Genomic DNA, 24,114 nt, shown 5'->3' on the forward strand with positions numbered 1-24,114 from the left:
GTGAGAACCCAGAAAACCGAGATCGTGCTCCGTATTGCGGGCCGCCGAGCAGAAAGCCATACGTGACCTCCCACCCATCACGGAGCATTGCGAAGAGCGCCAAGGCCTTCACATCCCTGGCCGCCGTTTGCCTGGTGTTCGCACTGGGCGCCTGCACCAGCAACCCCGGGGCCCAGCCCGGGGAGCCTGCGCAGACGCCGCAGGCCCCGGTGCCGGTCCCCGGCCCGGGAAGCACCCCGGGGAACACAATCCCTAAAAACACGCCGGTGGCCGAGGAAATGGGCTACCTGGACGCGGCGGCGATGATGGCAGCCGTGCAGAAGTGGGCCGATGCCACACCGGGAACCCAGGTCAACGACCAGCAAGCCCTGCGCAGCCAACTGCCCAAGGCCGAGAAATGGCTCGAAGGGATCACCGTTGTGCCTGAGAAATGCGGGCTCTACGGGATCGGCAACATCAGGGAGCAGCTTGACCAGGCGGCCATGGCCGCGGCCGTCCTGCCGCCAGCTGGCGGTGGAGACCTGATGGTGGCGTCATACCAGGATCGCGGCGCACTGGTGGCGGATGTGGCGGCGCAGCAGCACCTGGACGAATCCTGCGGCAAGTACACCGTGACCGCCGACGGACAAACGATCCTTTCCACCGTCTCGCGACTGGATGTCACGACCTCGGCACCGTATTCCTCGGCCAGCATGCTCGAAAGCGTGAACGGGACGAAGGAAACCCGTAGCGTCTCAGTCCGTGCCATTGACGGGCATACCATGATGACCGCGACCCGCGTCGTTGCCGGTGAACCCGAGGAAGCCACCACACAGGCGTTGGCCGACATCGAGTCGATGCTGGGTATCCTGCGCAGCACACAGCCGGGGCGGACTCCGGCGCCCTAGCCGGCCCAAGGCCGCAAGGCGGTCCCTTGGACCCGTGCCGGTGTGCTGGTGGGCACGTCACGTGCCGGAGCTGCGACTCGCCGCAAAGCGCCGTGGCCTTGTTGCTTCGCGCTTCTTCCCTCATAGGCTGTGGACGGTGGGCAACGGCTGCTCACGGTCCGTGCACCACCGCATCGCCCGCACCCCTCGAGGATTTTCGTGAAGAAATACGCGTTTCTGCTGATTCCGTTAATTGCACTGATGCTGCCGGGCTGCTCCCAGAGAGCTCCGGAAGGAATGGAATCCTCTTCGCAGGCCGCCCCACGGCAGCTCGACGCCCAGGACCTGGCGGAAATCGCCGAGCTGATCGCCGCGGTGAACGAAAAGGCCGTCATCACCGATCAAGACATGCTCACCGCGCAAATTCCGCTGGCTGCAAAGGCGAGCGAAGCCATCAAGATCACCCCGAAAGCCTGCAACGTCTTTGTCGAAGGGGAGATTGCCGCGGAACTCGAAAAGATGAACACCATCTCCGGGGTGCTGCCCGAGGACACCTACCTTGAAGAAACCGAAGTGGGCATCAGCTCCTACGGCGAGGTGGCCGACGCGAAAGCGAACCTGTCCGGAAGCGTGGGTTTCCTCAACGACTGTTCAGAGTTCACCCTGACGCTTGAAGGACAGGAAATGGAAATGACCTTGGAGGGGCTGAAGGCCACTACGAGCGCTACGCATAACGGGGCCTACCTTGTCGTCATTGACACCGGCGGCACCAAGATCAACATCGTGTCGGTGAGCGGAATCCAAGGCTCCCACGTGGTCAGCGTCAGCATCACCGGCGGGAGCGACACCGCGAAAGATCCTCTCGAAGCCCAGGAGCGGGCAACCGCGGTGTTGGAGATGGTCTCCCGGAAGACGTAGTAGCCGGTCCCCCTTTAACGACAGTGAAAGGCATCAGCGTTTCCCTCGGTTCCTAAAGAGGATGCCGCTGAAGTTGCGGTGGCGCCATCACGGACCAGAGGCGTCGGCGGCCAGGGGCACGGCGATGTTCGTTGGCCACAGTGAAAGAACCTCGAGCGTCAGTGGCTTCGACAGGATGCAACAGGGTCGGCATCTACGTGGTTCCCCCGAAGGGCCCCGGCGTCTCGGTGGCCAACGCCGAAGGCCTTATCGAGTGAGCGCATTGCTGCAGGGGTCGGGCCAGGAACGACCCACCGTGTCATCTGCAGGGCTCGAGGATTTGCTTGCTCCGTGGTGCGGGGCAAAGCCTCGCACCCAGCTTGCCGCCGCCATCGGCGGGATTGAGGCACGGAAATGCGTTGAGAAGATCATGGAACGGCGAACGCCGGGGTGGAAAAGAACACGGAACGGCTTGCCGGCGATGTCCGTGGCGACACTGCCGGTCTCGGTGTTAACTGTGGCATCGGCCCGGGTCCGATATTTTTCGGTCGTTCGCTGCTGCTGTTTGGTGCCGCCGAACGGTTGGCAAGGGCCATGACTGACAAGGCGGGATGGGGGCAATGGGGCCATCCGTGTGTTTCCGGCGGTGGGGCGGGAAGCCCGTGCCGGGGGCTGCACAGCGCCGAGAGGTTAGTTCACCGACTCGGCTAACTGTGTAGGGTATTCATGTAACCGCGATTCGGGGCGTACGGCCACGGACAAAGACACTTCATGAGGTCACGATGAAAAGAACCGCTTTCTGGGCATTGCCACTAGCCGCAACACTCGCATTGACTGGCTGCTCCGGCCTCTTCGGCTCCGAGTCCAGCCCGAGCCCGACCGAAGCCAGCGTCGAACAGAGTGCGACGGCACCCACCCCGTCCGAGTCGGAATCAGCGTCGGCCCAGGCGACGGCACCCACCGAGTCCGCGTCGGAAGCCGATTCGGGTTTCGGGGATTCGAGTGACGGAAGCGACGGACAGGGTTCGTTCGAGGCAAAGGCGACTCCTGCCAAGCAGTTGACCGCAGAACAGCTCTACAGTGTCGGACAGGCGCTTGAAGCAACCGACCCCCGCCCCGGGACCCAGATCCTGAAAGATGCCGAGCTCAAGGATGGCGCCTCGCAGCTCGAAGGCGTCATGGGCGACATGGAGGTTTCCCCGGAAAAGTGTGCCGTCTTCAATACCGGCAGCGTGTCCGACCAGATCAGCCACGCCAACCAGGTCGCCGTGGCGGTTCCCGGTGACGCGAGCGCCCAGACGACCACCATCGCCATCAGCTCGTTCGATGACTCCGCACTCGTTGGCGACCTGTTGGCCAAGACCAAGGCAGCTACCGCCGACTGCTCCGAGTACACGGTCAAGATGCAGGGTCAGAATGTCGAGGCGAGCCTGAAGGACGGCAAGGCGACCACCGATGCCAACGTGACCCTTGCCAACCTAAGCACCGTGAAGGTTGCGGGCCAGACGGTCAAGACCGTCATCGTCACCGCCTATGACGGAAACAACGTCGTGGCAGTCACTGTGACCGGGCCGACTGACGCCGATGTCTCGCTGATCCAGGCGCAGGACACTATAGACGAAGCGCTGCTGCACATGTCGGGCCAGTAGGGGCCCCGGTAGTACCGAACGGGCAGGAAGATTCGCTGAACCCCATTGGGTGCGGGCGAACCTTCATGCCCGTTCCGCTTTCCGGGCAGGAAACAGGCCGGGAAAGGTAGCGCAGGCTCTTGCAGGTGCGACACAGGGTTCTCCTGCGCACCTGACGGGGTGCCCGGGCGACGTCGGATGGGGACAACCCCCGGCCCGCCGTGTTTTTGTCTTTGTGCGGGCGGGCACACGGTACCAAGGAATTCTCGCCCGGAGGATTAGTTCAATGGCTCGGCTAACTGTGTAGGGTGTTCAGGTAACTCCGATTCGAGGCCTACGGCCTGCGGACGATGACACGTCATGAGGTAACGATGAAAAAAACCGTTTTTTGGGCACTGCCGCTCGCAGCATCCCTTGCCTTGACCGGCTGCTCCGGCCTCCTTGGCCCCACCCCGAGCAGCACCGTACAGGCAGACCCACAGGCAACCATGACAGCATCGGCAAGCAGCGAAGCGCAAGAACCCACAAAGAACGAATCCGATTCGGGCTTCAGGGACTCAGACTCGGATGACGAAGGTAACGGCTTCGGAACGACCGACGGCGCCGCCTCAACCGGTGCGCAGTTGAGCGCCGATGAACTGTTCCAAGTGGCCCAAGCAGTGGAGAGCTACTACCAGGGTGGTGGCGTGGAGATCGTCGGGGATTCCGCGTTGAAGGCCTCGGCTACCAAGCTGGCTGGACTGGTCGGGGAGATAGAAGTCGACCCTGCAGCATGCGAGGGGTACGCAACGTCCAGCTCGAACGGGATGCTCAGCCACATGAACATGGTCGAGGTGAACCTACCGGCGGATTCGAATGCAGAAGGCAACCGCATCAGCATCGGTTCATTCGATGATCCAGGGAGCTTGGATGAAGTGTTGGCTATCGACAAATTGGAACCCGTCAACTGTGCCACGTACGCCCTGAAGCTGAAGGGCCGGGAAGTCGATGCTCAGGTAGATGAGGGCCAGGCCAACACCGATGCAGCCACCACGCTGGCGATCACGGGTGCTGGCACGGTTAAGGCCACGGCCGACGGGAAGGACGTTGGCAAGGTCACCAAGACGGTGACGGTTACCGGCTATGACGGAGTAAACAAGGTAGCCGTGGACGTCAAAAACCCACGGGACGCGGATGCCGCGGTGAAGAAGGCCGAGGAGTACATCAACCTGGTCCTGCTGCACATCGAGGGATCCTGATTTCGGAACCTCGTGCAGGCACGCCGTGACCCTGCGCGGCTGTGGCAATTGCCCTTCGCCGCCCGGATGCCACGCGGCGCCCGAGCAGCAACGTAGGATATAACAAGTGCCTTGTAGTCCCCGGTTCGTCCACGTATTCTCGCGTGATGGACATGGACCGCATTGCACCCCGGTGTCGCTATGAGCGGACCCGGTCCTGCTCTGTGGGACCAACGCCGGGAGCCCGCACAATTGCACCCCCCAATCACTATGTTGCGGTCTGGAAACAGTCCGCGGAAATGGAAAGTTAGCTTGGTCCTCAAACTCTCCACAATGTTCATGCGCACCCTGCGCGAAGACCCGGTCGAGGCCGAGGTCGCCAGCCACAGGCTGCTGGTTCGTGCCGGCTATATCCGCCGCGCCGCGCCAGGGATCTACACCTGGCTGCCGCTGGGACTGCGCGTGCTGGGCAAGGTGGAAGCCATTATCCGCGAGGAAATGAACGCCATCGGCGCCCAGGAAGTCCACTTCCCGGCTCTGCTGCCCCGCGAACCATATGAGACCACCGGGCGCTGGACCGAATACGGCGAGGGACTCTTTAGGCTCAAGGACCGCAAAGGCGCGGACTACCTGCTGGCCCCGACCCATGAGGAAATGTTCACCCTGCTGGTCAAGGACCTCTACAGTTCCTACAAGGACCTGCCGGTCTACCTGTACCAGATTCAAAACAAGTACCGCGATGAGGCCCGCCCTCGTGCCGGCCTGCTGCGCGGCCGCGAATTCATCATGAAGGACTCCTACTCCTTCAACATCGACGACGAGGGCCTTGACGAGGCCTATATGGCCCACCGCGGCGCCTACCTGAGGATTTTTGAGCGCCTCGGGCTGGAAATCCTCCCGGTCTTCGCCACCGCCGGTGCCATGGGCGGATCGAAGTCCGAAGAATTCCTGCACCCGAACCCGATCGGCGAGGACACCTTCGTGCGCTCGGCCGGAGGCTACGCCGCCAATGTAGAGGCCGTGACCACCGTCGTCCCTGCGGACATCGACTACACCGACGCCCCCGCGTTCGAGGTCAAGGACACCCCCGACACCCCGACCATCGAGACCTTGGTGGCCTGTGCCAACGAGGTTGCTCCGCGCGCCAGCGGCGCATGGAGTGCCGCTGAGACCTTGAAGAACGTCGTGCTGGCCGCCAAGCTGCCCACCGGTGAACGCCAGCTCGTGGCCATCGGACTGCCCGGGGACCGCGACGTGGACCTCAAACGTGTTGAGGCAAACATCGCGGCCCACCTGGAAACAGGTGGCGATGTCCAACTCGAGGCTGCATCCGAAGACGACCTGAAGAAGCACCCGACCCTGGTCAAGGGTTATATCGGTCCGGGCCTGGGCGAAGGCAAGGCAGTGCTCGGCCTCGAATCGGCCTCCAAGATCCTTTATCTTGTGGATCCGCGTGTTGTCCCGGGCTCCACCTGGGTCACCGGTGCCAACGAGTCCGGAAAGCATGTCTTCGGCCTGGTGGCCGAGCGCGACTTCACCTGGGACGGCACCATCGAGTGCGTCGAGGTGCATGAAGGCGACCCTGCCCCGGACGGATCCGGACCGTTGGTGACCGCCCGCGGCATCGAGATGGGCCACATTTTCCAGCTCGGCCGCAAGTACGCGCAGGCACTGGATTGCAAGGTCCTTGACCAGAACGGCAAGCTCAAGGTCGTCACCATGGGTTCCTACGGTGTGGGGGTCACCCGCGCGGTGGCAGCGTTGGCTGAATCCAACCGCGACGCCAACGGCCTGATCTGGCCGCGCAACGTCGCCCCGGCAGACGTCCACCTGGTGGTCACTGGCAAGGCTCCCGAGCTCTTCGAAGCCGCGCAGAAGATTGCCGATGAACTGCACTCAGCTGGCATCGAGGTCATCTATGACGACCGCCTGAAGGTCTCGGCCGGGGTGAAGTTCTCCGACGCCGAGCTCATCGGAGTACCGACGATCGTGGTCATCGGACGAGGACTGGTCGACGGGCTCGTCGAGGTCAAGGACCGTGCCACCGGCGAACGCAGTGACGTTTCCGTTGACGAGGTCGTTGCGCAACTGACTGCCCTCGTCAAGGGCTAGGCGTGTTCGAGGCAGCAGCGCTGCTTGAAGGTTCCGGCCTGGAAGGAATGCAGGCCGGAACCATTGCGCTGATCGTGCTTGCCGGCTTTGCCGCCGGCTGGATCGATGCGGTCGTTGGCGGCGGGGGACTGCTCCAGCTGCCGGTGCTGTTGCTGGTGCCCGGGATCTCCCCGGTGCAGGCTTTGGCCACCAACAAGCTTGGCTCCATCTTCGGCACTACCACCAGCGCGATCACCTACTACCGCAGGGCACAGCCGGATCTGAAAACGGCGCTGCCCATGGCGGGCGTCGCACTGATGGGTTCTTTCGGCGGCGCGATCCTTGCCACGCTGTTGCCCGAATCCGTGATCAAGCCCGTTATCATCGCAGCTCTGGTTGCCGTAGGGCTCTTCACGCTCTTTCGCCCGACCGCAGGGGAGCTAACGGACCTGCGCTATTCCGGGTCGAGGCACTACGCAGTGGCCGCGGTCATCGGATTGGTCATCGGCGGCTATGACGGGCTGATCGGGCCGGGCACCGGATCCTTCCTGATTATCGCGATGGTCGCTTTCATGGGGTACAACTTCCTGGCTGCCAGCGCCAAGGCGAAGATCGTAAATATGGCAACAAACCTCGGCGCACTGGCGTTCTTCATACCCTCCGGCCACCTGCTGTGGGGGATCGGGCTGGTGCTGGGCGCCGCAAACATGTGCGGCGGCTACCTGGGCGCGCGCATGGCGGTGGCCAAGGGCAGCAAATTCATCAGGGTCGTCTTTCTGCTGGTCGTTGGCGCACTGATCCTCAAGCTCGGCTACGACGTGTTGTTCCCGGCTTCCTAGGTAATTTTCGTGGCCGTGCGTTTCCCTTTTCCCTACGAACGGGCGGCGGAATAGGCCTTGGCCGGGCACGCCCCGGATGCCACATCCCGTGGCCAACAGCTGGATGCTACCGTTGGGGCCCGCCCCCGGGATGAACCCCTGGTGAAGGGATACCTTTCAACGGCAGTGACCAGGGAGGAAGCGGTCCCCAGGAAAAGGGCGGTGCCTATCAAGAAGATCGCCCTGAGCATTCTCGTGGTTGTGCTGTTCATCAGCGACCACCTGATGTCCGGGGATGCCCAGTGGGTCAGGTACGCACTAGGTGCAGCGTTCCTGGTCGTCCTGGTCGTCCGGTTCGTTCCGGAAAGGACGGCAAAGCCCCCGGGCCCAGCCGATACGGGTCATCCCGCTCGCTAAGACCTTCGTGGGTGCGTGCCGGAAAAATTGCCCACGGTGGAGCAGGTCCACCGCGGACCGAGCCCGGTCCTTGAAGTGCGTGCCGGGAGTCATCGTGGCCGTGGTTAGTTGCCAGGAGCCGCCGGAGACCCAGGTGCGGTTTCCGGCTCCTGCCGCACGTCCTTGACCTGGGTGAAGTCCGGAGCGGTGCCGGTGACCTGCTGGGTATAGAGCCCGTGGTCCCACGCTGCGGTGAACAGGTATTCCCGGGCATTGCCTGTTTGGGCTGCCGCGGCGTCGCGCAGAAGCAGGGCCAACTGCCCCTCGCCGCTGTGTGCGGAATCCATCGGGTTTTCGATAGCATCGGCCGGTAATTGGTAGGCAGGCTGCCGAAGCGGCGCGCAGTCCAGGCCCTCATCAAGTTGGCCCTCGAGCGACTCCGCGAAATCCACCAAGACCCCGGACCTGTCCCAGGCCGTGGTGCGCAGCCCCGCATTGGTCCGCGCCCCAGCAACGTCGTAGGCGTAACCGAGCCGGTAGGCGGCGTCGATCACCTCGCCCAGCAGCTGGCCGGAGCCAAGGCTCACTGCAGCGCCCTCCGAGGGGCCGGGGTCGGAGGTATCCTGTGCCTCGACCCCGGCCCCGTCGCTGGGCCCGGTGTCGCCGGGGACCAATACCGGGCAGCTGGCGAACTCGAACTCCGGGAGCCCCGCCTGCGCCGTCGTTGTATCACCATCGCCCAAGGCGGAAGGTTCCGGCGAAGCGGTCGCCGGCGTTGCCTCCGCTTCAGGGACGTTGCTGAGGGAGGGAGTCGATGCCCCGGCTCCGTCAGCCGGCAATGGGGCCGGTGCGGGCAAGGCCTCGATCTTTTCCTGGGCAGCACCGGTGGCTAAGAGCACGGTGCGGGCCTGGAGGCCCAACTCGATCCCCGACCCCGCGAGCCTGCGCGACTCCTGCTCCGGTGCCGCAAGCGCCTGCTCCAGCAGGTCGTTTCCGGTCTGCGCCAGGCGCCAAGCGAATTCGGGCGGGGACAACGGCGGGATCGCTGCCGGCGGGGCTTCGGGATCGGCGCCCGTGGTTTCCCTCGCCGCGGCACTGGACAGGGCCGCCAAGGCGCCGGGTGTGAGTAATTCGACATGCTCCTCGAGCACGGACTCGGTGCCTTCCAACGCTTCGGTGGTTTTCGCGCTCGTCGTGGTCTTCGGGAACTGAAGAATATAGTCCAGTGCCTCAAGCAATACCGGTAGTTCATCCGTTGCCTTGGGAACCCGTTCGATGACCGGCTCGGTGCCCAGGATCCGTTGCCATGTAGGGGATCCCCGGTTCAGGTACACCCCCGTTCCGAGCGTTCCGGCGGCGAGGGCAAACACGGCGACAACGGCCAATGCCCGGCCCCGCGCAGTGAGTCGGAAGGGCCGGGAGGAATGCTGGTGCTTGGGGTTCTCTGGGTGCTGATCCATCACCACTGATCATCCCACGAACCCGCAGAGCAGACATGCAGGGGGAGCGCGGCAGACGGAAGGGCCGAAAAGTCGTTACCCTAGTGATCACAACATCGAATAATGTGGGAGGACTTTCATGACCGGCAAGCCGGCAGACATCCAGCTCGAGGCTACCCGCCTCACCGAACTACTGGAGCCCACCGTTGCCTCCCACCAGTTGGTGCTCGAAGAGGTCCATGTGCGTCGCGCCGGGGATACGCGAATCGTGCACGTGGTGGTCGATTTGGTTGACGGCACCGCGGGCCTTGAACTCGACGCGGTGGCCGAGGTCTCCCGTTCGATCTCCGAGGCCCTTGATGCGGATCCGCACGACACCTCGGACCCATATGAACTTGAAGTATCTTCCCCGGGGACCTCGCGTCCATTGACGCTGCCGCGCCACTGGAAGCGCAACGTCGGACGGATGGTCAAGGTCAACGTCATCGGCGAAGACAACCTGCTTGGCCGGTTGGTTTCGGTTGACGATGCCGGCATCACGATCGTCCCGGAAATCGAAGTGAAGAAGGGCATGAAGCCCAAGCAGGGCGAATCGCGCCCCCTGGAATTCGGTTCCATCCGCCGTGGCAACGTCGAGGTGGAGTTCACCCGGGCCGAGGCCGCGGACCTGCAAGAACTAGAACTTGATGACGAAGACGACGAAAACGTGGAGGCCTGAGTTGGACATTGATATGAGCGCGCTGCGCATGCTCGAAAAGGAACGCGAGATTCCGCTCGAGATACTGATCCCAACCATTGAGCAGGCACTGCTGCTGGCCTACCAGAAGTCCCCCGGAGCGATGCCCCAGGCACGCGCCGAGGTCGACCGCCGCAACGGCCACGTGACGATCTTCGCCACCGAGACCGAGGAAGACGGCACCGTCGTTGGCGAGTTCGACGACACCCCAACCGGATTCGGGCGCATCGCCGCTTCCACCGCACGACAGGTCATCTTGCAACGCTTGCGCGATGCCGAGGACGACAACGTCGTGGGAGTCTTCAAGGACAAGATCGGCGAGGTCGTCTCCGGGCAGATCCAGCAGGGCAACAACCCGATCATGATCCAGGTCAATCTGGGCACCGTGGAGGCACTGCTGCCACCGCCGGAGCAGGTACCGGGGGAGAAGTACACCCACGGCAACCGCATCCGTTGCTACGTGGTCGATGTGACCCGCGGACCCAAGGGCCCGGCCGTCACCCTGTCGCGTTCGCACCCGAACCTGGTGCGTCGCCTCTTCGAGCTCGAGGTCCCGGAAATCGCCGACGGCGCCGTGGAAATCGTTGCCCTGGCCCGCGAAGCCGGCCACCGCACCAAGATCGCTGTGCAGGGCAACATCTCCGGCGTCAACGCCAAGGGTGCGTGCATCGGCGAAATGGGGTCGCGGGTGCGCGCCGTGATGAACGAGCTGAACGACGAGAAGATCGACATCGTCGACTACAACGACGATCCGGCCAAGTTCATCGCCTCGGCGCTCTCGCCCTCCAAGGTCGTTTCGGTGACCATCACCGACGAGGCCACTCGCTCGGCCCGCGTCGTGGTTCCCGATTACCAGCTGTCGCTGGCCATCGGCAAGGAAGGGCAGAACGCCCGACTGGCAGCCAAACTCACCGGCTGGCGCATCGATATCATCTCGGATGCGGAACTGACCAAGTAACAAGCCCCGCCGCCTCAAGACCGTCGGACAACCTAACCGGCCGGAACCACATTGGTACCGACCGGCTTGGTTGTCCGGCGGTCTTTTGCTTGGCGACGCGAAGTCCGGCATCCAGGCCGTGAGTACGTGTCCCAGCGCACGCTCCACGAAACCTCGAAACGCGCTAGACTTATCTGTGGTCCACTATGCGAAGTGGTAAATCAATTGCGGAAGTAGAACCAACGTGTCGATGCAGCAACAGCCGCAACGCACGTGCATTGGTTGCCGCACGGTGGTGGACCAGAACCAGCTGATGCGCTGGGTCGTAAGGGAGAAGGACGGCAAGGCCGTTCCCGTTCCCGATCCGGCCCGTCGTCTCGCCGGGAGGGGTGCTTGGTTGCACCCCAACCCGGAATGTGCCCAACGTGCCGCACAGCGCGGGGCATTCGCACGGTCCTATCGGACCGCGGTGGATGCTTCCTCGTTGTTGGCGGAGCGTGGGCCAAGGAAAGGTCCCAACCTGGGAAACCGGCCTTTAGAAACGTCCAACCCTGAAAGCGGGACAGAAATCTGATGGAAACCCGATGAGTTCCAAACGATGAGCGCCTAACGATGAAGCATCAGTTAAGCGTCGAAGCGCCTTGGGCATCCGTTTTGGATGCTGGGCTAGACAGCAAACGTTGGTTCGTGCATAAAACTTTTTAGGAAGTGAGCGCGGACCTTCAGACAGGAGAAATGTGGCTAAGGTCCGCGTACACGAGCTCGCCAAAGAGCTCGGAATCACTTCAAAGGATGCAGTGACGAAACTGCAGGAAATGGGCGAATTCGTCCGTTCCGCATCCTCAACCATCGAGGCACCGGTGGTGCGCAAGCTGCGCGCCGCGTTCCCCGACGCCGTTCCGGCAGCACCCAAGGCGGCTCCGGCCGCCAAGGCTCCTGCCGCACCGGCAACCCCGGCTGCACCGAAGCCTGCCGAGACCAAGCCTGCACCGGCTCCCGAAGCACCTGCTGCATCGGGTCCAGCGACTCCGGCTCCGGCCGAGTCCAAGGCACCGAGCCCGGGTGCCCCGCGTCCGGGTGCCAAGCCAGGCGCCCCGCGTCCGGGCAACAACCCGTTCTCCTCCTCGCAGGGCATGCGCCCCGCCGGTGAGAACGCACGTCCCGAGCGTGCAGAACGCGCCGAACGGCCTTCCTCCCCGCGTCCGGGTGCCAAGCCAGGGGCACCGCGTCCGGGCAACAACCCATTTGCCTCGCAGCAGGGCATGCGCACCGGCGGCCCCGGTGCCGGCGGTCCTCGTCCGGGCGGCCCCCGCCCAGGTGGCCCGCGTCCGGCAGCTGGTGCCGGTGGACCACGTCCCGCAGCAGGTGCCGGCGGTCCTCGCCCGGCAGCAGGCGCAGGCGGTCCGCGTCCCGCGGCAAGTGCACCGGGTGCAGGTCCGCGCACACCGGGCGGCGCACGTGCCACTCCGGGCATGATGCCCAACCGCACCGAACGTCCGGCTCCGGCCGGCGGCCGTCCGGGCCCAGGTGGCCGTGGTGGCCCGGCACGTCCAGGCGGAGCCCCGGGTGCACCCGGTGCAGCTGGCGGCGGCGGCGGTTACAAGGGCGGCGGCGGTCCCAACCGCGGTCGCGGTGGTACCCAGGGTGCCTTCGGCAAGGGAGGCGCCGGTCGCGGCAAGCAGCGCAAGTCCAAGCGCGCCAAGCGCCAGGAATTGGAGCAGATGAGTGCTCCGAGCCTGGGCGGCGTGAGCGTGCCGCGTGGAAACGGAACCACCGTGATCCGTCTGCGTCGCGGTGCCTCGATCACCGACTTCGCCGACAAGATCAACGCCAACCCGGCAGCACTGGTCACCGTCCTGTTCCACTTGGGCGAAATGGCCACTGCAACGCAGTCGCTGGATGAAGGCACCTTCGACGTGTTGGGCGCGGAGCTCGGCTACGTCGTCACCGTGGTTTCCCCCGAGGACGAAGAGCGCGAACTGCTCACCTCGTTCTCCATCGACCTGGATGCCGAAATCGAAGCCGAGACCGAGGACATGCTTGAAGCACGTCCGCCGGTTGTCACCATCATGGGTCACGTCGACCACGGTAAGACCCGCCTGCTTGATGCGGTCCGAAAGTCCAATGTCATTGAGGGCGAAGCCGGCGGTATCACCCAGCACATCGGTGCTTACCAGATCCACCACGTCCATGAGGACATCGATCGCGCGATCACCTTCATTGACACCCCGGGCCACGAGGCGTTCACCGCCATGCGTGCCCGTGGCGCCAAGGTCACCGATATCGCGGTGCTCGTGGTCGCAGCCGACGACGGCGTCATGCCGCAGACGGTTGAAGCGCTGAACCACGCCAAGGCCGCCGGTGTCCCGGTTGTCGTGGCAGTGAACAAGATCGACAAGGACGCAGCGAACCCGGACAAGGTCAAGGGCCAGCTGGCCGAGTACGGTCTGGTCCCGGAGGAATACGGTGGCGACACCATGTTCATCGAGGTTTCGGCTCTGCAGAAGATCGGTATCGACGAACTGCTCGACGCCGTTCTGCTGACCGCAGACGCTGCCTTGGACATGCGCGCCAACCCGGATAAGGACGCTCGCGGCATTGCCATCGAAGCCAACCTTGACAAGGGTCGCGGTGCGGTTGCAACCGTGCTGGTCCAGTCCGGTACCTTGGCCGTCGGCGACACCATCGTTGCCGGTACCGCACACGGCCGTGTGCGTGCAATGTTCAACGAAAACGGCGAGAACCTCGACGTTGCCCTGCCGTCGCGCCCGGTACAGGTCCTTGGCCTGTCCTCGGTCCCGCGTGCAGGTGACACCTTCCTGGTCACCGACGATGAGCGCACTGCTCGCCAGATCGCCGAGAAGCGCGAAGCAGCGGACCGCAACGCGGCCCTTGCCAAGCGTCGCAAGCGCGTCACCCTGGAAGACTTCGACCAGGCTGTTGCCGACGGCAAGATCGACACCCTCAACCTCATCCTCAAGGGTGACGTTTCCGGTGCCGTGGAAGCGTTGGAGGATTCGCTGCTCAAGATCGACGTGGGCGAAGGTGTGCAGTTGCGCGTCATCCACCGCGGCGTTGGCGCCATCACCCAGAACGACGTCAACCTCGCGACGGTGGACAACGCCATCATCATCGGCTTCAACGTCAAGCCTGCCGAGCGCGTTGCCGACCTGGCCGACAAGGAGGGCGTCGACATGCGCTTCTACTCGGTCATCTATGGTGCGATCGACGATATCGAGCTGGCGCTCAAGGGCATGCTGAAGCCGGAGTACGAGGAGGCCCAGCTGGGCACCGCCGAGGTTCGCGAGGTGTTCCGTTCCTCGAAGTTCGGCAACATCGCCGGCTCGATCGTGCGCTCGGGCACCATCCGACGAAACTCCAAGGCACGCGTCACCCGCGATGGCAAGGTCATCGGCGATGGACTCACCGTGGACTCGCTCAAGCGGTTCAAGGACGACGCCACCGAGGTCCGCACGGACTTCGAATGTGGTATCGGTCTGGGCTCGTTCAACGACGTCAAGGACGGCGACTTCATCGAGACCTACGAGATGCGCGAAAAGCCGCGCGTCTAATCCCGTAGCCCGTCTGGGTATCCAGCGGTGGGGCCGCAGCCACATGCGGCTGCGGCCCCACCGCAGGAACCTCTCGGCTGGTTGTTCACAAGTGTGTCAAAAGAAGGAGTGATCATGGCTGACTCGGCTCGCGCCGCGAAACTGGCCCAACGCATCAAGGTGGTTGTTGCCCAGGCATTGGGCAAGGCCGTGAAGGACCCGCGCCTGGAGACGGTTACCGTCACTGATGCACGGGTGACCAACGACCTGCAGCATGCCACCATCTACTACACGGTTTTTGGCGAGGACGAAGCCAAGGCCGATGCAGCGGTCGGCCTGGAAAAGGCCAAGGGAGTGCTCCGGAAGGAGGTCGGCAAGAACGTCACCGTTCGGCTCACCCCCACCCTGGAATTCGTTGCCGACGAGATCCCGGTCAACGCCTCGAACCTCGAAGCGTTGCTGAAGGTCGCCAAGGCCAAGGATGCCGAGGTCGCAGCCCTCTCCGAAGGCAAGGACTTCGCAGGGGAAGCGGACCCTTACAAGCATGAAGACGAAGAGGAAGACGCTTAGGCGCTTTCGCTTGGAACCCGGTTACCGGGCAGCAAGAAACCCCGGACGGGGATCCTGGCTTTCCAGGAGCCGTCCGGGGTTTCTTGCTTTGGCGGCGGGCCCGGAATGCGGTCCGGCCCAGAACGAGGAACCTGCCTGGCTACCTGATCCTGGCGGTCACCAGCTTCCCCGAGGGCGTAAGCGCTTCGGTGCTGGCAATCAGCCGGTGGCCACGGATGGCAACGTCACTGGCCAGGAGTGCCGGCATCACCGTCACGGCCTTGCCCTTAACGATCCTGGAGATGCCGCCGCCCAATAGCTCTGCCACGTAGAGATTGCCCCGGCGATCCAGTGCAAGTCCCGTGGGAGCATTGAGGCCCGAAGCAACGACGTGGGTCTGCTTGGTGCGCAAGTCCATCTTGTAGACCTTGCCCTTGGACAGCGATTCACCAGGGGCACCGGGCAGCACCGTGTAGTACAGCCAGTGACCCCTGATGGTGATGTCGGTGGGAACCGGCTCGGCCCAGTAGTTGTGTCCGAGCATGCAATCGGGAACGTTCATGCCCATCTCCGCGGCAGCCGCCTGAACACCCGTGGTGATGGCAATGGGTTCGGCGGGAACCGCCTTGACCAAGGAGACCTTGCCCGAATGGTTCACGCGCAGAATGGCATTGGCACCTGCGTCACCGACGTACAGCCCGTGGCGGGTCGGAAGCGAGGAATACGGGTGTGAATAGACCTCTCCCTTTGAGCGCAGGTAGGGTGCCTGGGACAAACATTTTTTGGTCACGTCGCGGACGCCGTAGACGGTTTTGCCGTCGGGATCGTGCTTCTTTTCGAAGGCCGCCATGTCGGTGACCGTGCGGTTCTTGCCCCGATGGTCAATGGTCTTCAGCAACGCCGGGGTGGCCCCCGGGGGAGGTTCCTCGCCCCCGGATCCCGCATTTTCAAAGTAGTACGTGGTGCCGCGGGCATAGGACACGCCAACGATTTCCATGCCCGGAGCCGAGACAAGCGAGGTCTTTTTCCCGGATCGGGAGACGGAGGTGAGCTGGCCGGCCATGGACTCGGCGACGAGGGTGTTGCCATGCGGGCCGAATGCGACCTTCAGCGGACCGCCGAGGTCGGTGGCAAGCGTCTTGACGTTGCTGATTTCCGGAGAAGGCGGGTGGTGGTTGTTGTGGGCCTGGGCAGGGGCGACGCTGAGCGTCACCGTCATGGCCGAGGCAGCGGCGACAGCCGCAAACGCGCGAAACTTCATGATGGTGGTCCTAGCCAAGAGAACTGGGCGCGCCGCATCGTTGCAGCGCGTGAACTATTGAACTGGCTCGTTTCATCAAGCGGGGTGGCCCTTGGCAGCGGGAAGGAAGACGCAGCAGGGGTTCGGCCTGCGAGGCACATGGCCGAAGAGCGAATCGCGTAGATGAAGTGCTTTACGAGGTGATGCCGTAGTTTACGGGACGAGGGTTTTGGTGTCCCCAGTTGCACCTTGCCCGACACATGGTTAATCCGGCCGCCGGCCGGATACTGAGAAGAATAGAATTCGCATGCATCGAAGTCAATCCCGACCGGCAAGTAACAAGAACCGGGAAATGGCGTGGCTATGTGGCAGGCGTGGACGCTGATCGTGTTCGAACCAACTATTCGGTGGTGCCGGCCGGCACGATGCGATCGTGGCATGCCGCGGTGGCCTCCGCAGGAACGGGCAGGGATTCTGCATGCTTGGTGTTGCTGATGCCGAATGCCGAGACTATGCCGGCTGCGATCATCAGCAGTGCAGCCACCAGCACCACTCGGTGGAAGGCCGCGGTATCCAATACCGGCCCGGCGATCAAGCCAACCGCGGCAATGGCCAGCAGCCCTGCCACCCTGGAGACCGCGTTGTTGATGGCCGAGCCGATGCCGCTTTGCGCCGGATCAACGCCACCCAGAACTGCTGCTGTCAGCGGGGCAACGGTCACCGCCAGTCCGATCCCGAACAAGACGACGCCGGGCAGGACCTGCCACCAGTAATCCAACGGGTCCGAGACGGAAAGCATCAGCAGGAACCCCGCTCCGGCGAGTACCGGCCCCGCGGACATGAACAGCCTTGGTCCGTACTTGCCCGACAATGGCCCGAAGAGTGCCGAAAGGGCCAACGACATCAGTGTCAGCGGGATGGTTGCCATCCCTGCGGCGAAGGCCGTGAAGGCGGCAGCCTCCTGCAGGAAGATCGGGATGATGAACGTACCCAGGGAGATGCCTGCATAAAATGCCGCGGTGGACAGGTTCCCGATACCGAAGTTCCGTTCGCGGAAAAGGTGCAACGGCATCATCGGGTGCGGGGTCCTAGCCTGGTGCCAAATGAACGCGCCAAGACATGCGAGGCCAGCTGCGAATGGCAGATAGACGACGGGGTTTCCCCAGCCCGGCCCGTCCTGGACGATCAAGGCGAACACGGTTCCTGCCAGCCCCAGGGCAGCCAGCACGGCACCGGGGAAATCGATCGGCGTCCGGGATTCGGTCCTCGCTGGATCATGAAGTCGTGCCAGCAAGACCAAGGTAGCCGCGATCGGCAGGACATTGATGGCAAACACCAGTCGCCAGGAGACGGCGTCCACCAGGAATCCGCCAAGCAGCGGGCCGGCAACGAACGCGGTGCCCGTCCACGCGGTCCACTGCCCGATGGCCCGCGCCCTGGGTGCTTCTTTGAAGGATGAAGTGATCAGAGCCAACGAACTGGGGACCAGCAGCGCGGCGGAGGCGCCCTGCAGCAGACGTGCGGAAATCAGGATGCCTCCGTTCGGCGCAACGGCGCACAACAGGGAGGCGACGCCGAAAAGGACAAGTCCGGTCCGCAGGATCCTGACCCGCCCGAAGATATCCGACAGGCTTCCGGCGACCATGATCAGGGATCCGAGAGTGAGCAGGTAGCCGTCGAACACCCACTGCTGGGTGATGATGCCTCCGCCGAGGTCCTTGGCTATGGCTGGCAGGGCCACGTTGACGATGGAGCCGTCGAGGAACGCCACGAAGGAAGCAAGTATTGCCACCCACAGCACGGTTCGCTCATGGTTGCTCATAGCATTCGCCTTCTTCGGATCGACCCTCTTATCCTGACGTTAGGAGCCAGTGGTGTTGGAAGTCAACGCCCCGCAAAGACTCCTTCAGTGGTGTGGTCCAACGAGGGAAATGCCGCCACGCTCATTCGATCTGTGAACAGGTGTTCGTTGATGGGCCGGTGCCGTTGCAGGAGCGGATGCTGAATCCAAGACGGCACTCAGCCGCAGTGGTTGCTGACCGGAATGCCTTCGGTTTGCGTGCTGGCATCAGGCCACGGAAATAAGCGGTCGGATGCCCCAATAAGTGTTGCGTCGGGGTTTTCGTTCCGGATCGAGGTGTCCGGGCATGATGACATGCGGCAGGCCATCCAGGTCAACCGCCTGGATGTATCCCAAGTGGATCATATGGTGGTGGTAGGTACACGCTGGCAGGCAGTTTTTGACGCTTGTCCCCCCACCCAAGGACCAGGCTTCACGGTGGTGGAATTCGACGTGTTCCGGAGGCACGGTGCAGCCGGGTACCAAGCATCCGCCGTCTCGCGCCAGCACCGCACGTTTCATGTGTGCGGGGAACCTCCGGCTGATCCGTCCCAGGTCCAAGACCTTGCCCTTCCCGTTGAAAACGACGGGCAGGAATTCGCCGTTGCACAACAAGGTCCTGGCCATGGGGACCGTTACCGGGTGGCCATGCGTGGTGATTCCGTTGGCCTCGGCCATTTCCAGCAACGACTGCGCGCTGAAATGGACCACCAAGGTGGGGGAGGGCAGCCCGGTGGTGCCTTCGCCCGGACCCCGGATCACCGTGTTGGTCCGCAAGAGATTCATCATCGACTGCAGGTGCCGTTGGGGGACGGTCAATCCATCGATGACCCCTGGGGCCATCGCGTGTTCGTTTGGATTCGGGACGGCCCGTGCGGGATCCGGTCGGAACGAATCTTGGATAGCGACGCTCTCCCCGCACTGGCTGCCGTCTTCGGCCTTCGGGGCCAGTGCCCATGCAGGGATGCCCGAGGGCTGTGAACCCAGCCCCGGAAGGAGGTCTTGGGCCTTGTCGCGATCGGCTGTCGAGGTCCCGGAGCTTGGTGAAATAGGTGATTCATCGAATAGCCTCTCGCGGTCCCCGGCGAGGGTTCGGGGATTATCGGTGGCCGCGTTCAAGGAGACGACGTACTCCGCATCCAGTGGCGAAAGGACAAGAGAATAGTAGTGTAGGCCGGATTTCTCGCCGCGATAGAACATTCCCGTGTGTGAGAGCAGTTCGGCAGGATCCGATGCAATGTCCACGACGGGAAAATCGGCGGCCAAGGTCTTGATGAGTTTGGTGGTGACCTTCGACTCCGCCGTGATGAGTGATTGCGCAACCTGGCGTTCGATATCCCGGGCCGTGCCTATCGGATTGGGGGCATGGGCGATGCGTGGGCGCAGTTCCCTGAGCCGGTGCGCCGCGGCGATGACTTCTCGGGGCTCTGCATTAGCTGAGGCCAAGGTCTCGGCCAGCAGTTGAAAAACCGCCGGCCGTTGTTCACCGCTTCGGGTGCTTCTCGGTAGCAACAGGTCTGCCGCTTCCATCCGGTTCCTGGCTTCGAAGATCGAGAGGTGCAGGCTGGCTTGCAGGTAGCCGGCGGTGTCCAGATGGGGCATGCGGCCGGTGGGAACGGTTTGCGGATCGGCGGGCGGGGTTTGGGAACCAGCGATGAACCCGGCGGGTTCCCGGGTGATTCGGTGGACTTCGTCCAGGGAGTCGGACGGCAGCTCCTGGACGAGAGCGTGCTGGGCATTCGAGGCCACCAGCAGCTGTTGGTGGCCGGCGGTGCGGTGTGCCGACTCCACCACCTGGACCAACATGGCTGCCAATACCGGGGAGGTGTTGGTCTGTGCCAAATGTGACACGAGATTGCGCTGCAGCCCGGCCGCAGCCAAGAGCAGACGCATCGCCGTGGTGGTGTCGAGTTTCTCACGCTCCAGCCCACGGAAGTGGGTAAGGGCCTCAATGGTCTCCTGGAAGTTCATGCCAACCATCGTGGCGCGGTTGGCCCGGTTTCGGGAGGCACAGCGCGGGAAATGTGGATAACGGATCCAACGGGCGCAGCGCAGAAAAGAAGTCGCTGGAAAATACCTCCAGGGAACCGGCCTATACTGGAGGGCGTGAAAACAGCACCGCAGAACCCCACCCAAGCCATCGGCTCCGGCCTGGTCATCGTCGACAAACCTGCGGGTTGGACGAGCCACGACGTGGTTGGCCGCACACGCAGGCTGGCCGGAACACGCAAGGTGGGACACGCGGGCACCTTGGACCCGATGGCCACCGGCGTACTGGTGCTGGGCATCAACAAGGCAACGCGTCTTTTGACCTACATCGTGGGCGCCAACAAGACCTACACGGCCACCATCCGGCTGGGCGAGTCAACGATCACCGATGACGCTGAGGGCGAGATCGTGCAAACCCGCATCGCCGCGGCACTCACCGAGGAACAGATCCGCGAATCGATCGCCAAGCTCACCGGCGAGATCCAGCAGGTACCCTCCTCGGTCAGCGCCATCAAGGTCAACGGGGAACGTTCCTACGCCCGCGTGCGTGCCGGGGAAGAAATGAAGCTTGCTGCCCGGCCGGTGACGATCCACCGCTTTGAGGTCCACGAGATCCGCCGTGAACGCGGCGGCAAGGTCCAGGACATTGACGTGACGGTCGAGTGCTCCTCGGGCACCTACATCCGCGCACTGGCCCGCGATTTGGGCGAGGACCTGGCCGTCGGCGGACACCTCAGTGCACTGCGGCGCACCGAGGTCGGCCCGTACACGCTGGATCGGGCGCGCACCCTGGAGCAGCTGGCGAATGATTTCGAGTACCTGCCGATGGAAGATGCCGCCGATGCACTCTTCATCCGCCGGGACTTGACCGAGCACGAACGCATCGAGCTCTCCTTCGGCCGACGCATCAGCGCCAATGAGACCGACGAGGTGACCGCGGCGTTCGCCCTGGACGGGACGCTGGTGGCGCTGTTGAAGAACAAGGGCGCCGAGGCCAAGCCCGAACTGGTCTTTGCCACCGCTTCATAGGCGGTTGGCACCCATGCGTGAACAATTGATTCTTAAGGGGTAAATTCCGCCGTGGTCGTTGACGGATTTTTTATTGCAGGTTCCATCCTGTGCGCCGTGGCGGTGCTTCTGGGCGTGCTGGCCACCATCATCCGGACCTATCCCGATGACTTTGCGCTGGTCTCGGTCGCGCTGCTGGAGGTCTTCCTGGTGGTTTACGGCATTGCCGCGGCTATCCGGCAGGCCGGGGGACAGGGAATCAACGGGGAGCCGTGGGAGTTCTGGGGTTACCTGCTCACCGCGCTGCTGATCCCGGTGCTGGCGTTCATCTGGGCGGTCACCGATAAATCACGGTGGTCGAACATGGTGCTGGCGGTCTCCGGGGCAATCGTATTTGTGATGTTGTACAGGATGGAACAGATTTGGGACGGGGCACTGCCGGCATGAGCGAAGCGGAAAAACACCAGGTGAAGCGTTCACGGATCGTCGATGCCGCCTCACGGGGCAAGGGCAGGAAACCGGCACGCTCCAACGCCGGACGTTCCTCCGGGCTGGGACGGATCATCATCGCCGTCTACGGCGTGCTGGCGCTTTCGGCAACGGTGCGCGCGCTCTACCAGATCATGCTCGACTTCTCCGCCGCGCCGCTGGCCTACCTGCTCAGCGCGTTGGCTGGGGTCGTGTACATCGTGGCGACGCTCGCGCTGGCATCGAAGAAGCCCGGCAGCTGGAGGCTGTCCTGGTATGCGGTCGTCTTCGAGCTCATCGGAGTGCTGGTGGTCGGCATGCTGAGCTTCGCGTTGCCCGCGCTCTTTGCCCACCCGGCGGTGTGGTCGCACTTCGGTTCGGGCTACGGCTACGTGCCACTGGTGCTGCCGGTCATCGGCCTGTGGTGGTTGGCCCGGCACCGCATGCCCGTGGAACAGGACGTTGCGCCGACAGTTGACCCCGAGGTCCCGGCAACCTAGGAAACCAGTGCCTCGGCGGGCAACATTGTTCGTGCAGAGCGCCAGGGCGGACTCGCCTGCCGGTGCTTCGGCGTGCGCTTCAAGTTGGACCCAGGATGGCCAGCCGTCCTTCGAGGTGGCGCCGTTCTGCCGGATTGATGGCCAGGGACAGCGCGGGCGAGGTCCCGGAGCGCATCTTCGATCGGGCCGGATCGGGCAAGAAGTTCACCTCGCGTGGCCCAGTAGGGATAATAGTCTTCCAAGTCGGTTAATGAATCCAGCAGTCCCAAGCCGTGAAGCGGCGCGTCGGCCATCGAGACCGCGACGGCATGGTTCAGGGCAACGGCCGGTGTGGGCGCTACGGCGGGAAGAGCCGAATACAGTGAAACGATGCGTGGCCGGTTGGTGGCATCCGTGTTTCCCGGGTGGCAGTGGCATTGGTCGATGGCGCCCTGCGGGGCATAGGGGCAGGGCTTGCCGCCTCGTAGCGAACGGACACGTACGGCATCGGCCTGCGTGATGAGTTCACGATCCCACAGGGACCGGTCCTGATCGCCAACCAGCACCAGGGCTCCGTCGCGGAACCGCGCCGAGGAGCGTGCGCGCGTGTACATTTCGAGCGTCAGCAGGCCAGCTACCCCGTCGTTCTCGGGAACCTGTTCGAAGAGCCGGATGCAGAGGCGGATCGACTCCTCCATGAACTCGAGCCGGATGCCCTCTGCCGGTCCGCCGGAGAGGGCACCCGCGTTGAAGACCAGATAGAGGATTCCCGGCAGCGCCTCGATGCGGTCATCGAGCCGGGCGGGCACCGAGAGGGGGATCCCGGCGCGCTGGATTTTCGCCTTCGCCCGGACGATGCGTTGGGCCAGCGTCGACTCGGGCAACAACAGTGCACCGGCGATTTGGCTGGTGCTCGATCCGCCAACCAGCCGCAGCGTGAGTGCGACCTAGCTCTCGTGCCCCAGGGCGGGTTGCTGCCGGCTGGCGGCGGAGCCCGTCGATGGCACGATTGCGCGCAATGGTGTAGATCCACCCCGCGGGATTTCGTGGTTCCCCGGTCCAGCCCAGTGCCTGAAGAAGCGCGTCCTGGACGGCGTCGTCGGCGATGTCCAGGCCGAACCGCGCCGCAAGGAGGGCGAGCACATGGCCGCTCTGCGCGCGGGCCAACAAGGGTGACCGCTTCGCGGTGATCGGCGCTCACACCGGGAAGCCTGGCCTCAGCGGGCGCACCTCGTGGCTTCCTGCCGCGCCGGGGATCGCTGCGCCGATCCCCGGCGCGGCATCCAAATCGAGTACCTCGATGAGGTGCTACCCGCCGAAGACTTCCTTAGTCTCGGCGAAGGGCCCGTCGATGATCGTGCCGGTGCCACCGAACGGCCGCCGGATCGTCGTGGAGGTTGCGACCGGCTCCAGCTGGCCTGCCCCGAGGATCGAGGCCGCGTGGGTCTGGTTGAACGCTGCCCAGGGTGCCAAGTGTTCCTGCAAACCGGGGTCCTGGGGCGAAGGCGCCTCGAACTCCTGTGAATAGATCATGATCATGTACTGCATGAGAGCTCCTTGTGTTGTAGGGACTATGCGCCAAAGACGCCGATGATTCCGGCCATCGCCACCACGACGATTAGCCGGTGCCCCATGTCGATGATGAACAAGGATGCGGGTCGTCGCTCGAATAGGTACTCCACGGTGCCGCGGGCCAACGTGAGGCCGAGCCATCCCAGTGCGCCGCTTGAGGATCCAGACCCCCAGGAATGATCCACCGATCCCCAGGTGGGCAACGTGTGCGGCGATGCTGAGCACGGCGGCGGTCGTGATCGTGGCCAGGAACGCCACGGGATAAACCCACCCCCTGCGGGGCGGATGCCGGGTCAAGGCGCGCAGCCCTCCTCCATTGGGCACCCACGACCGGACGTGCGAACCACACGGCTCCGATCCCCATGCCAACGATGGATGCCAGGATAACCGGGA

At 63.8% G+C, this 24,114-nt stretch carries 23 protein-coding genes; 15 read left to right on the forward strand and 8 right to left on the reverse strand.

The window, feature by feature from the left end; translation table 11 throughout:
- Window positions 1-62 precede the first annotated feature (62 nt).
- From ABEA12_RS08955 to ABEA12_RS08985, 7 genes are all read left to right on the forward strand, one after another.
- Window positions 63-887 carry a hypothetical protein gene (locus ABEA12_RS08955; protein ID WP_210101504.1) on the forward strand — a complete coding sequence of 275 codons (825 nt, stop codon included), beginning with the start codon at window positions 63-65 and terminating at the stop codon, window positions 885-887.
- A 276-nt stretch (window positions 888-1,163) separates the two neighbouring features.
- Window positions 1,164-1,784, forward strand: coding sequence for a hypothetical protein (locus tag ABEA12_RS08960; RefSeq protein ID WP_210101503.1), 621 nt, complete (start codon window positions 1,164-1,166; stop codon window positions 1,782-1,784).
- A 761-nt stretch (window positions 1,785-2,545) separates the two neighbouring features.
- Window positions 2,546-3,412, forward strand: a complete 867-nt coding sequence (locus ABEA12_RS08965; RefSeq protein ID WP_210101502.1) for a hypothetical protein — start codon at window positions 2,546-2,548, stop codon at window positions 3,410-3,412.
- A 350-nt stretch (window positions 3,413-3,762) separates the two neighbouring features.
- Entirely contained in the window at window positions 3,763-4,629 is an 867-nt protein-coding gene (locus ABEA12_RS08970) for a hypothetical protein (RefSeq protein WP_210101501.1), read from the forward strand.
- Window positions 4,630-4,920: 291 nt separating this feature from the next.
- Complete coding sequence (locus ABEA12_RS08975) at window positions 4,921-6,720, forward strand: proline--tRNA ligase (protein ID WP_210101500.1); 1,800 nt, start codon at window positions 4,921-4,923, stop codon at window positions 6,718-6,720.
- Window positions 6,721-6,767: 47 nt separating this feature from the next.
- Window positions 6,768-7,538, forward strand: coding sequence for a sulfite exporter TauE/SafE family protein (locus ABEA12_RS08980; RefSeq protein ID WP_210102619.1), 771 nt, complete (start codon window positions 6,768-6,770; stop codon window positions 7,536-7,538).
- 201 nt (window positions 7,539-7,739) lie between these two features.
- Window positions 7,740-7,934 carry a hypothetical protein gene (locus tag ABEA12_RS08985; RefSeq protein WP_210101499.1) on the forward strand — a complete coding sequence of 65 codons (195 nt, stop codon included), beginning with the start codon at window positions 7,740-7,742 and terminating at the stop codon, window positions 7,932-7,934.
- 104 nt (window positions 7,935-8,038) lie between these two features.
- Here the strand turns inward: ABEA12_RS08985 and ABEA12_RS08990 are convergent, their stop codons facing one another.
- A complete protein-coding gene (locus tag ABEA12_RS08990; RefSeq protein WP_210101498.1) occupies window positions 8,039-9,373 on the reverse strand; it encodes a hypothetical protein in 1,335 nt (444 codons plus the stop codon).
- A 118-nt stretch (window positions 9,374-9,491) separates the two neighbouring features.
- Between ABEA12_RS08990 and rimP the strand changes: the two genes are divergently transcribed.
- The 5 genes from rimP to rbfA all read left to right on the forward strand — a co-directional run bounded on the left by rimP (window position 9,492) and on the right by rbfA (window position 15,146).
- Entirely contained in the window at window positions 9,492-10,070 is a 579-nt protein-coding gene (gene rimP, locus ABEA12_RS08995) for a ribosome maturation factor RimP (protein WP_210101497.1), read from the forward strand.
- A 1-nt stretch (window position 10,071) separates the two neighbouring features.
- Window positions 10,072-11,046: a transcription termination factor NusA gene (gene nusA, locus ABEA12_RS09000; RefSeq protein ID WP_210101496.1), complete on the forward strand. Its 975-nt coding sequence runs from the start codon at window positions 10,072-10,074 to the stop codon at window positions 11,044-11,046.
- 229 nt (window positions 11,047-11,275) lie between these two features.
- On the forward strand, window positions 11,276-11,599 hold the full coding sequence (locus ABEA12_RS18670) for a YlxR family protein (protein WP_425571763.1): 324 nt from the start codon (window positions 11,276-11,278) through the stop codon (window positions 11,597-11,599).
- A 163-nt stretch (window positions 11,600-11,762) separates the two neighbouring features.
- Entirely contained in the window at window positions 11,763-14,597 is a 2,835-nt protein-coding gene (gene infB, locus ABEA12_RS09005) for a translation initiation factor IF-2 (protein WP_210101494.1), read from the forward strand.
- A gap of 114 nt (window positions 14,598-14,711) precedes the next feature.
- Window positions 14,712-15,146: a 30S ribosome-binding factor RbfA gene (gene rbfA / locus ABEA12_RS09010; protein ID WP_210101493.1), complete on the forward strand. Its 435-nt coding sequence runs from the start codon at window positions 14,712-14,714 to the stop codon at window positions 15,144-15,146.
- 139 nt (window positions 15,147-15,285) lie between these two features.
- Here rbfA and ABEA12_RS09015 read toward each other — a convergent pair whose 3' ends face one another.
- The 3 genes from ABEA12_RS09015 to ABEA12_RS09025 all read right to left on the reverse strand — a co-directional run bounded on the left by ABEA12_RS09015 (window position 15,286) and on the right by ABEA12_RS09025 (window position 20,176).
- A complete protein-coding gene (locus ABEA12_RS09015; RefSeq protein ID WP_210101492.1) occupies window positions 15,286-16,386 on the reverse strand; it encodes a ScyD/ScyE family protein in 1,101 nt (366 codons plus the stop codon).
- A gap of 379 nt (window positions 16,387-16,765) precedes the next feature.
- Window positions 16,766-18,187: an MFS transporter gene (locus tag ABEA12_RS09020; RefSeq protein WP_210101491.1), complete on the reverse strand. Its 1,422-nt coding sequence runs from the start codon at window positions 18,185-18,187 to the stop codon at window positions 16,766-16,768.
- A gap of 246 nt (window positions 18,188-18,433) precedes the next feature.
- The gene (locus ABEA12_RS09025; protein WP_210101490.1) at window positions 18,434-20,176 is read right to left on the reverse strand and encodes an HNH endonuclease signature motif containing protein; all 1,743 of its coding nucleotides are present in this window, start codon (window positions 20,174-20,176) and stop codon (window positions 18,434-18,436) included.
- 168 nt (window positions 20,177-20,344) lie between these two features.
- On the opposite strand from ABEA12_RS09025, the gene truB reads away from it, so the two are divergent.
- The 3 genes from truB to ABEA12_RS09040 are packed head-to-tail and all read left to right on the forward strand — an operon-like array spanning window position 20,345 to window position 22,170.
- On the forward strand, window positions 20,345-21,223 hold the full coding sequence (gene truB, locus ABEA12_RS09030; protein WP_210102618.1) for a tRNA pseudouridine(55) synthase TruB: 879 nt from the start codon (window positions 20,345-20,347) through the stop codon (window positions 21,221-21,223).
- 51 nt (window positions 21,224-21,274) lie between these two features.
- Complete coding sequence (locus ABEA12_RS09035; protein WP_210101489.1) at window positions 21,275-21,649, forward strand: hypothetical protein; 375 nt, start codon at window positions 21,275-21,277, stop codon at window positions 21,647-21,649.
- Window positions 21,646-22,170, forward strand: coding sequence for a hypothetical protein (locus ABEA12_RS09040; RefSeq protein ID WP_210101488.1), 525 nt, complete (start codon window positions 21,646-21,648; stop codon window positions 22,168-22,170). The genes ABEA12_RS09035 and ABEA12_RS09040 overlap by 4 nt, the downstream gene beginning before the upstream one ends.
- Here ABEA12_RS09040 and ABEA12_RS09045 read toward each other — a convergent pair.
- From ABEA12_RS09045 to ABEA12_RS09055, 4 genes are all read right to left on the reverse strand, one after another.
- Window positions 22,167-23,033, reverse strand: coding sequence for a DUF6596 domain-containing protein (locus ABEA12_RS09045; protein WP_210101487.1), 867 nt, complete (start codon window positions 23,031-23,033; stop codon window positions 22,167-22,169). The two genes, ABEA12_RS09040 and ABEA12_RS09045, sit on opposite strands and share 4 nt — an antisense overlap.
- A complete protein-coding gene (locus ABEA12_RS18675) occupies window positions 22,939-23,292 on the reverse strand; it encodes an RNA polymerase sigma factor (protein WP_425571764.1) in 354 nt (117 codons plus the stop codon). Before ABEA12_RS18675 ends, ABEA12_RS09045 begins: the two co-directional genes overlap by 95 nt.
- A gap of 165 nt (window positions 23,293-23,457) precedes the next feature.
- Entirely contained in the window at window positions 23,458-23,697 is a 240-nt protein-coding gene (locus ABEA12_RS09050) for a YciI family protein (protein ID WP_345467722.1), read from the reverse strand.
- Window positions 23,698-23,720: 23 nt separating this feature from the next.
- Window positions 23,721-23,924 (reverse strand): DUF1761 domain-containing protein, encoded by a 204-nt coding sequence (locus ABEA12_RS09055; RefSeq protein ID WP_345467725.1) that lies wholly within the window; start codon window positions 23,922-23,924, stop codon window positions 23,721-23,723.
- Window positions 23,925-24,114 lie beyond the last annotated feature (190 nt).

This window comes from Paeniglutamicibacter antarcticus, assembly GCF_039544305.1.
Taxonomy (GTDB): Bacteria; Actinomycetota; Actinomycetes; order Actinomycetales; family Micrococcaceae; genus Paeniglutamicibacter; species Paeniglutamicibacter antarcticus_C.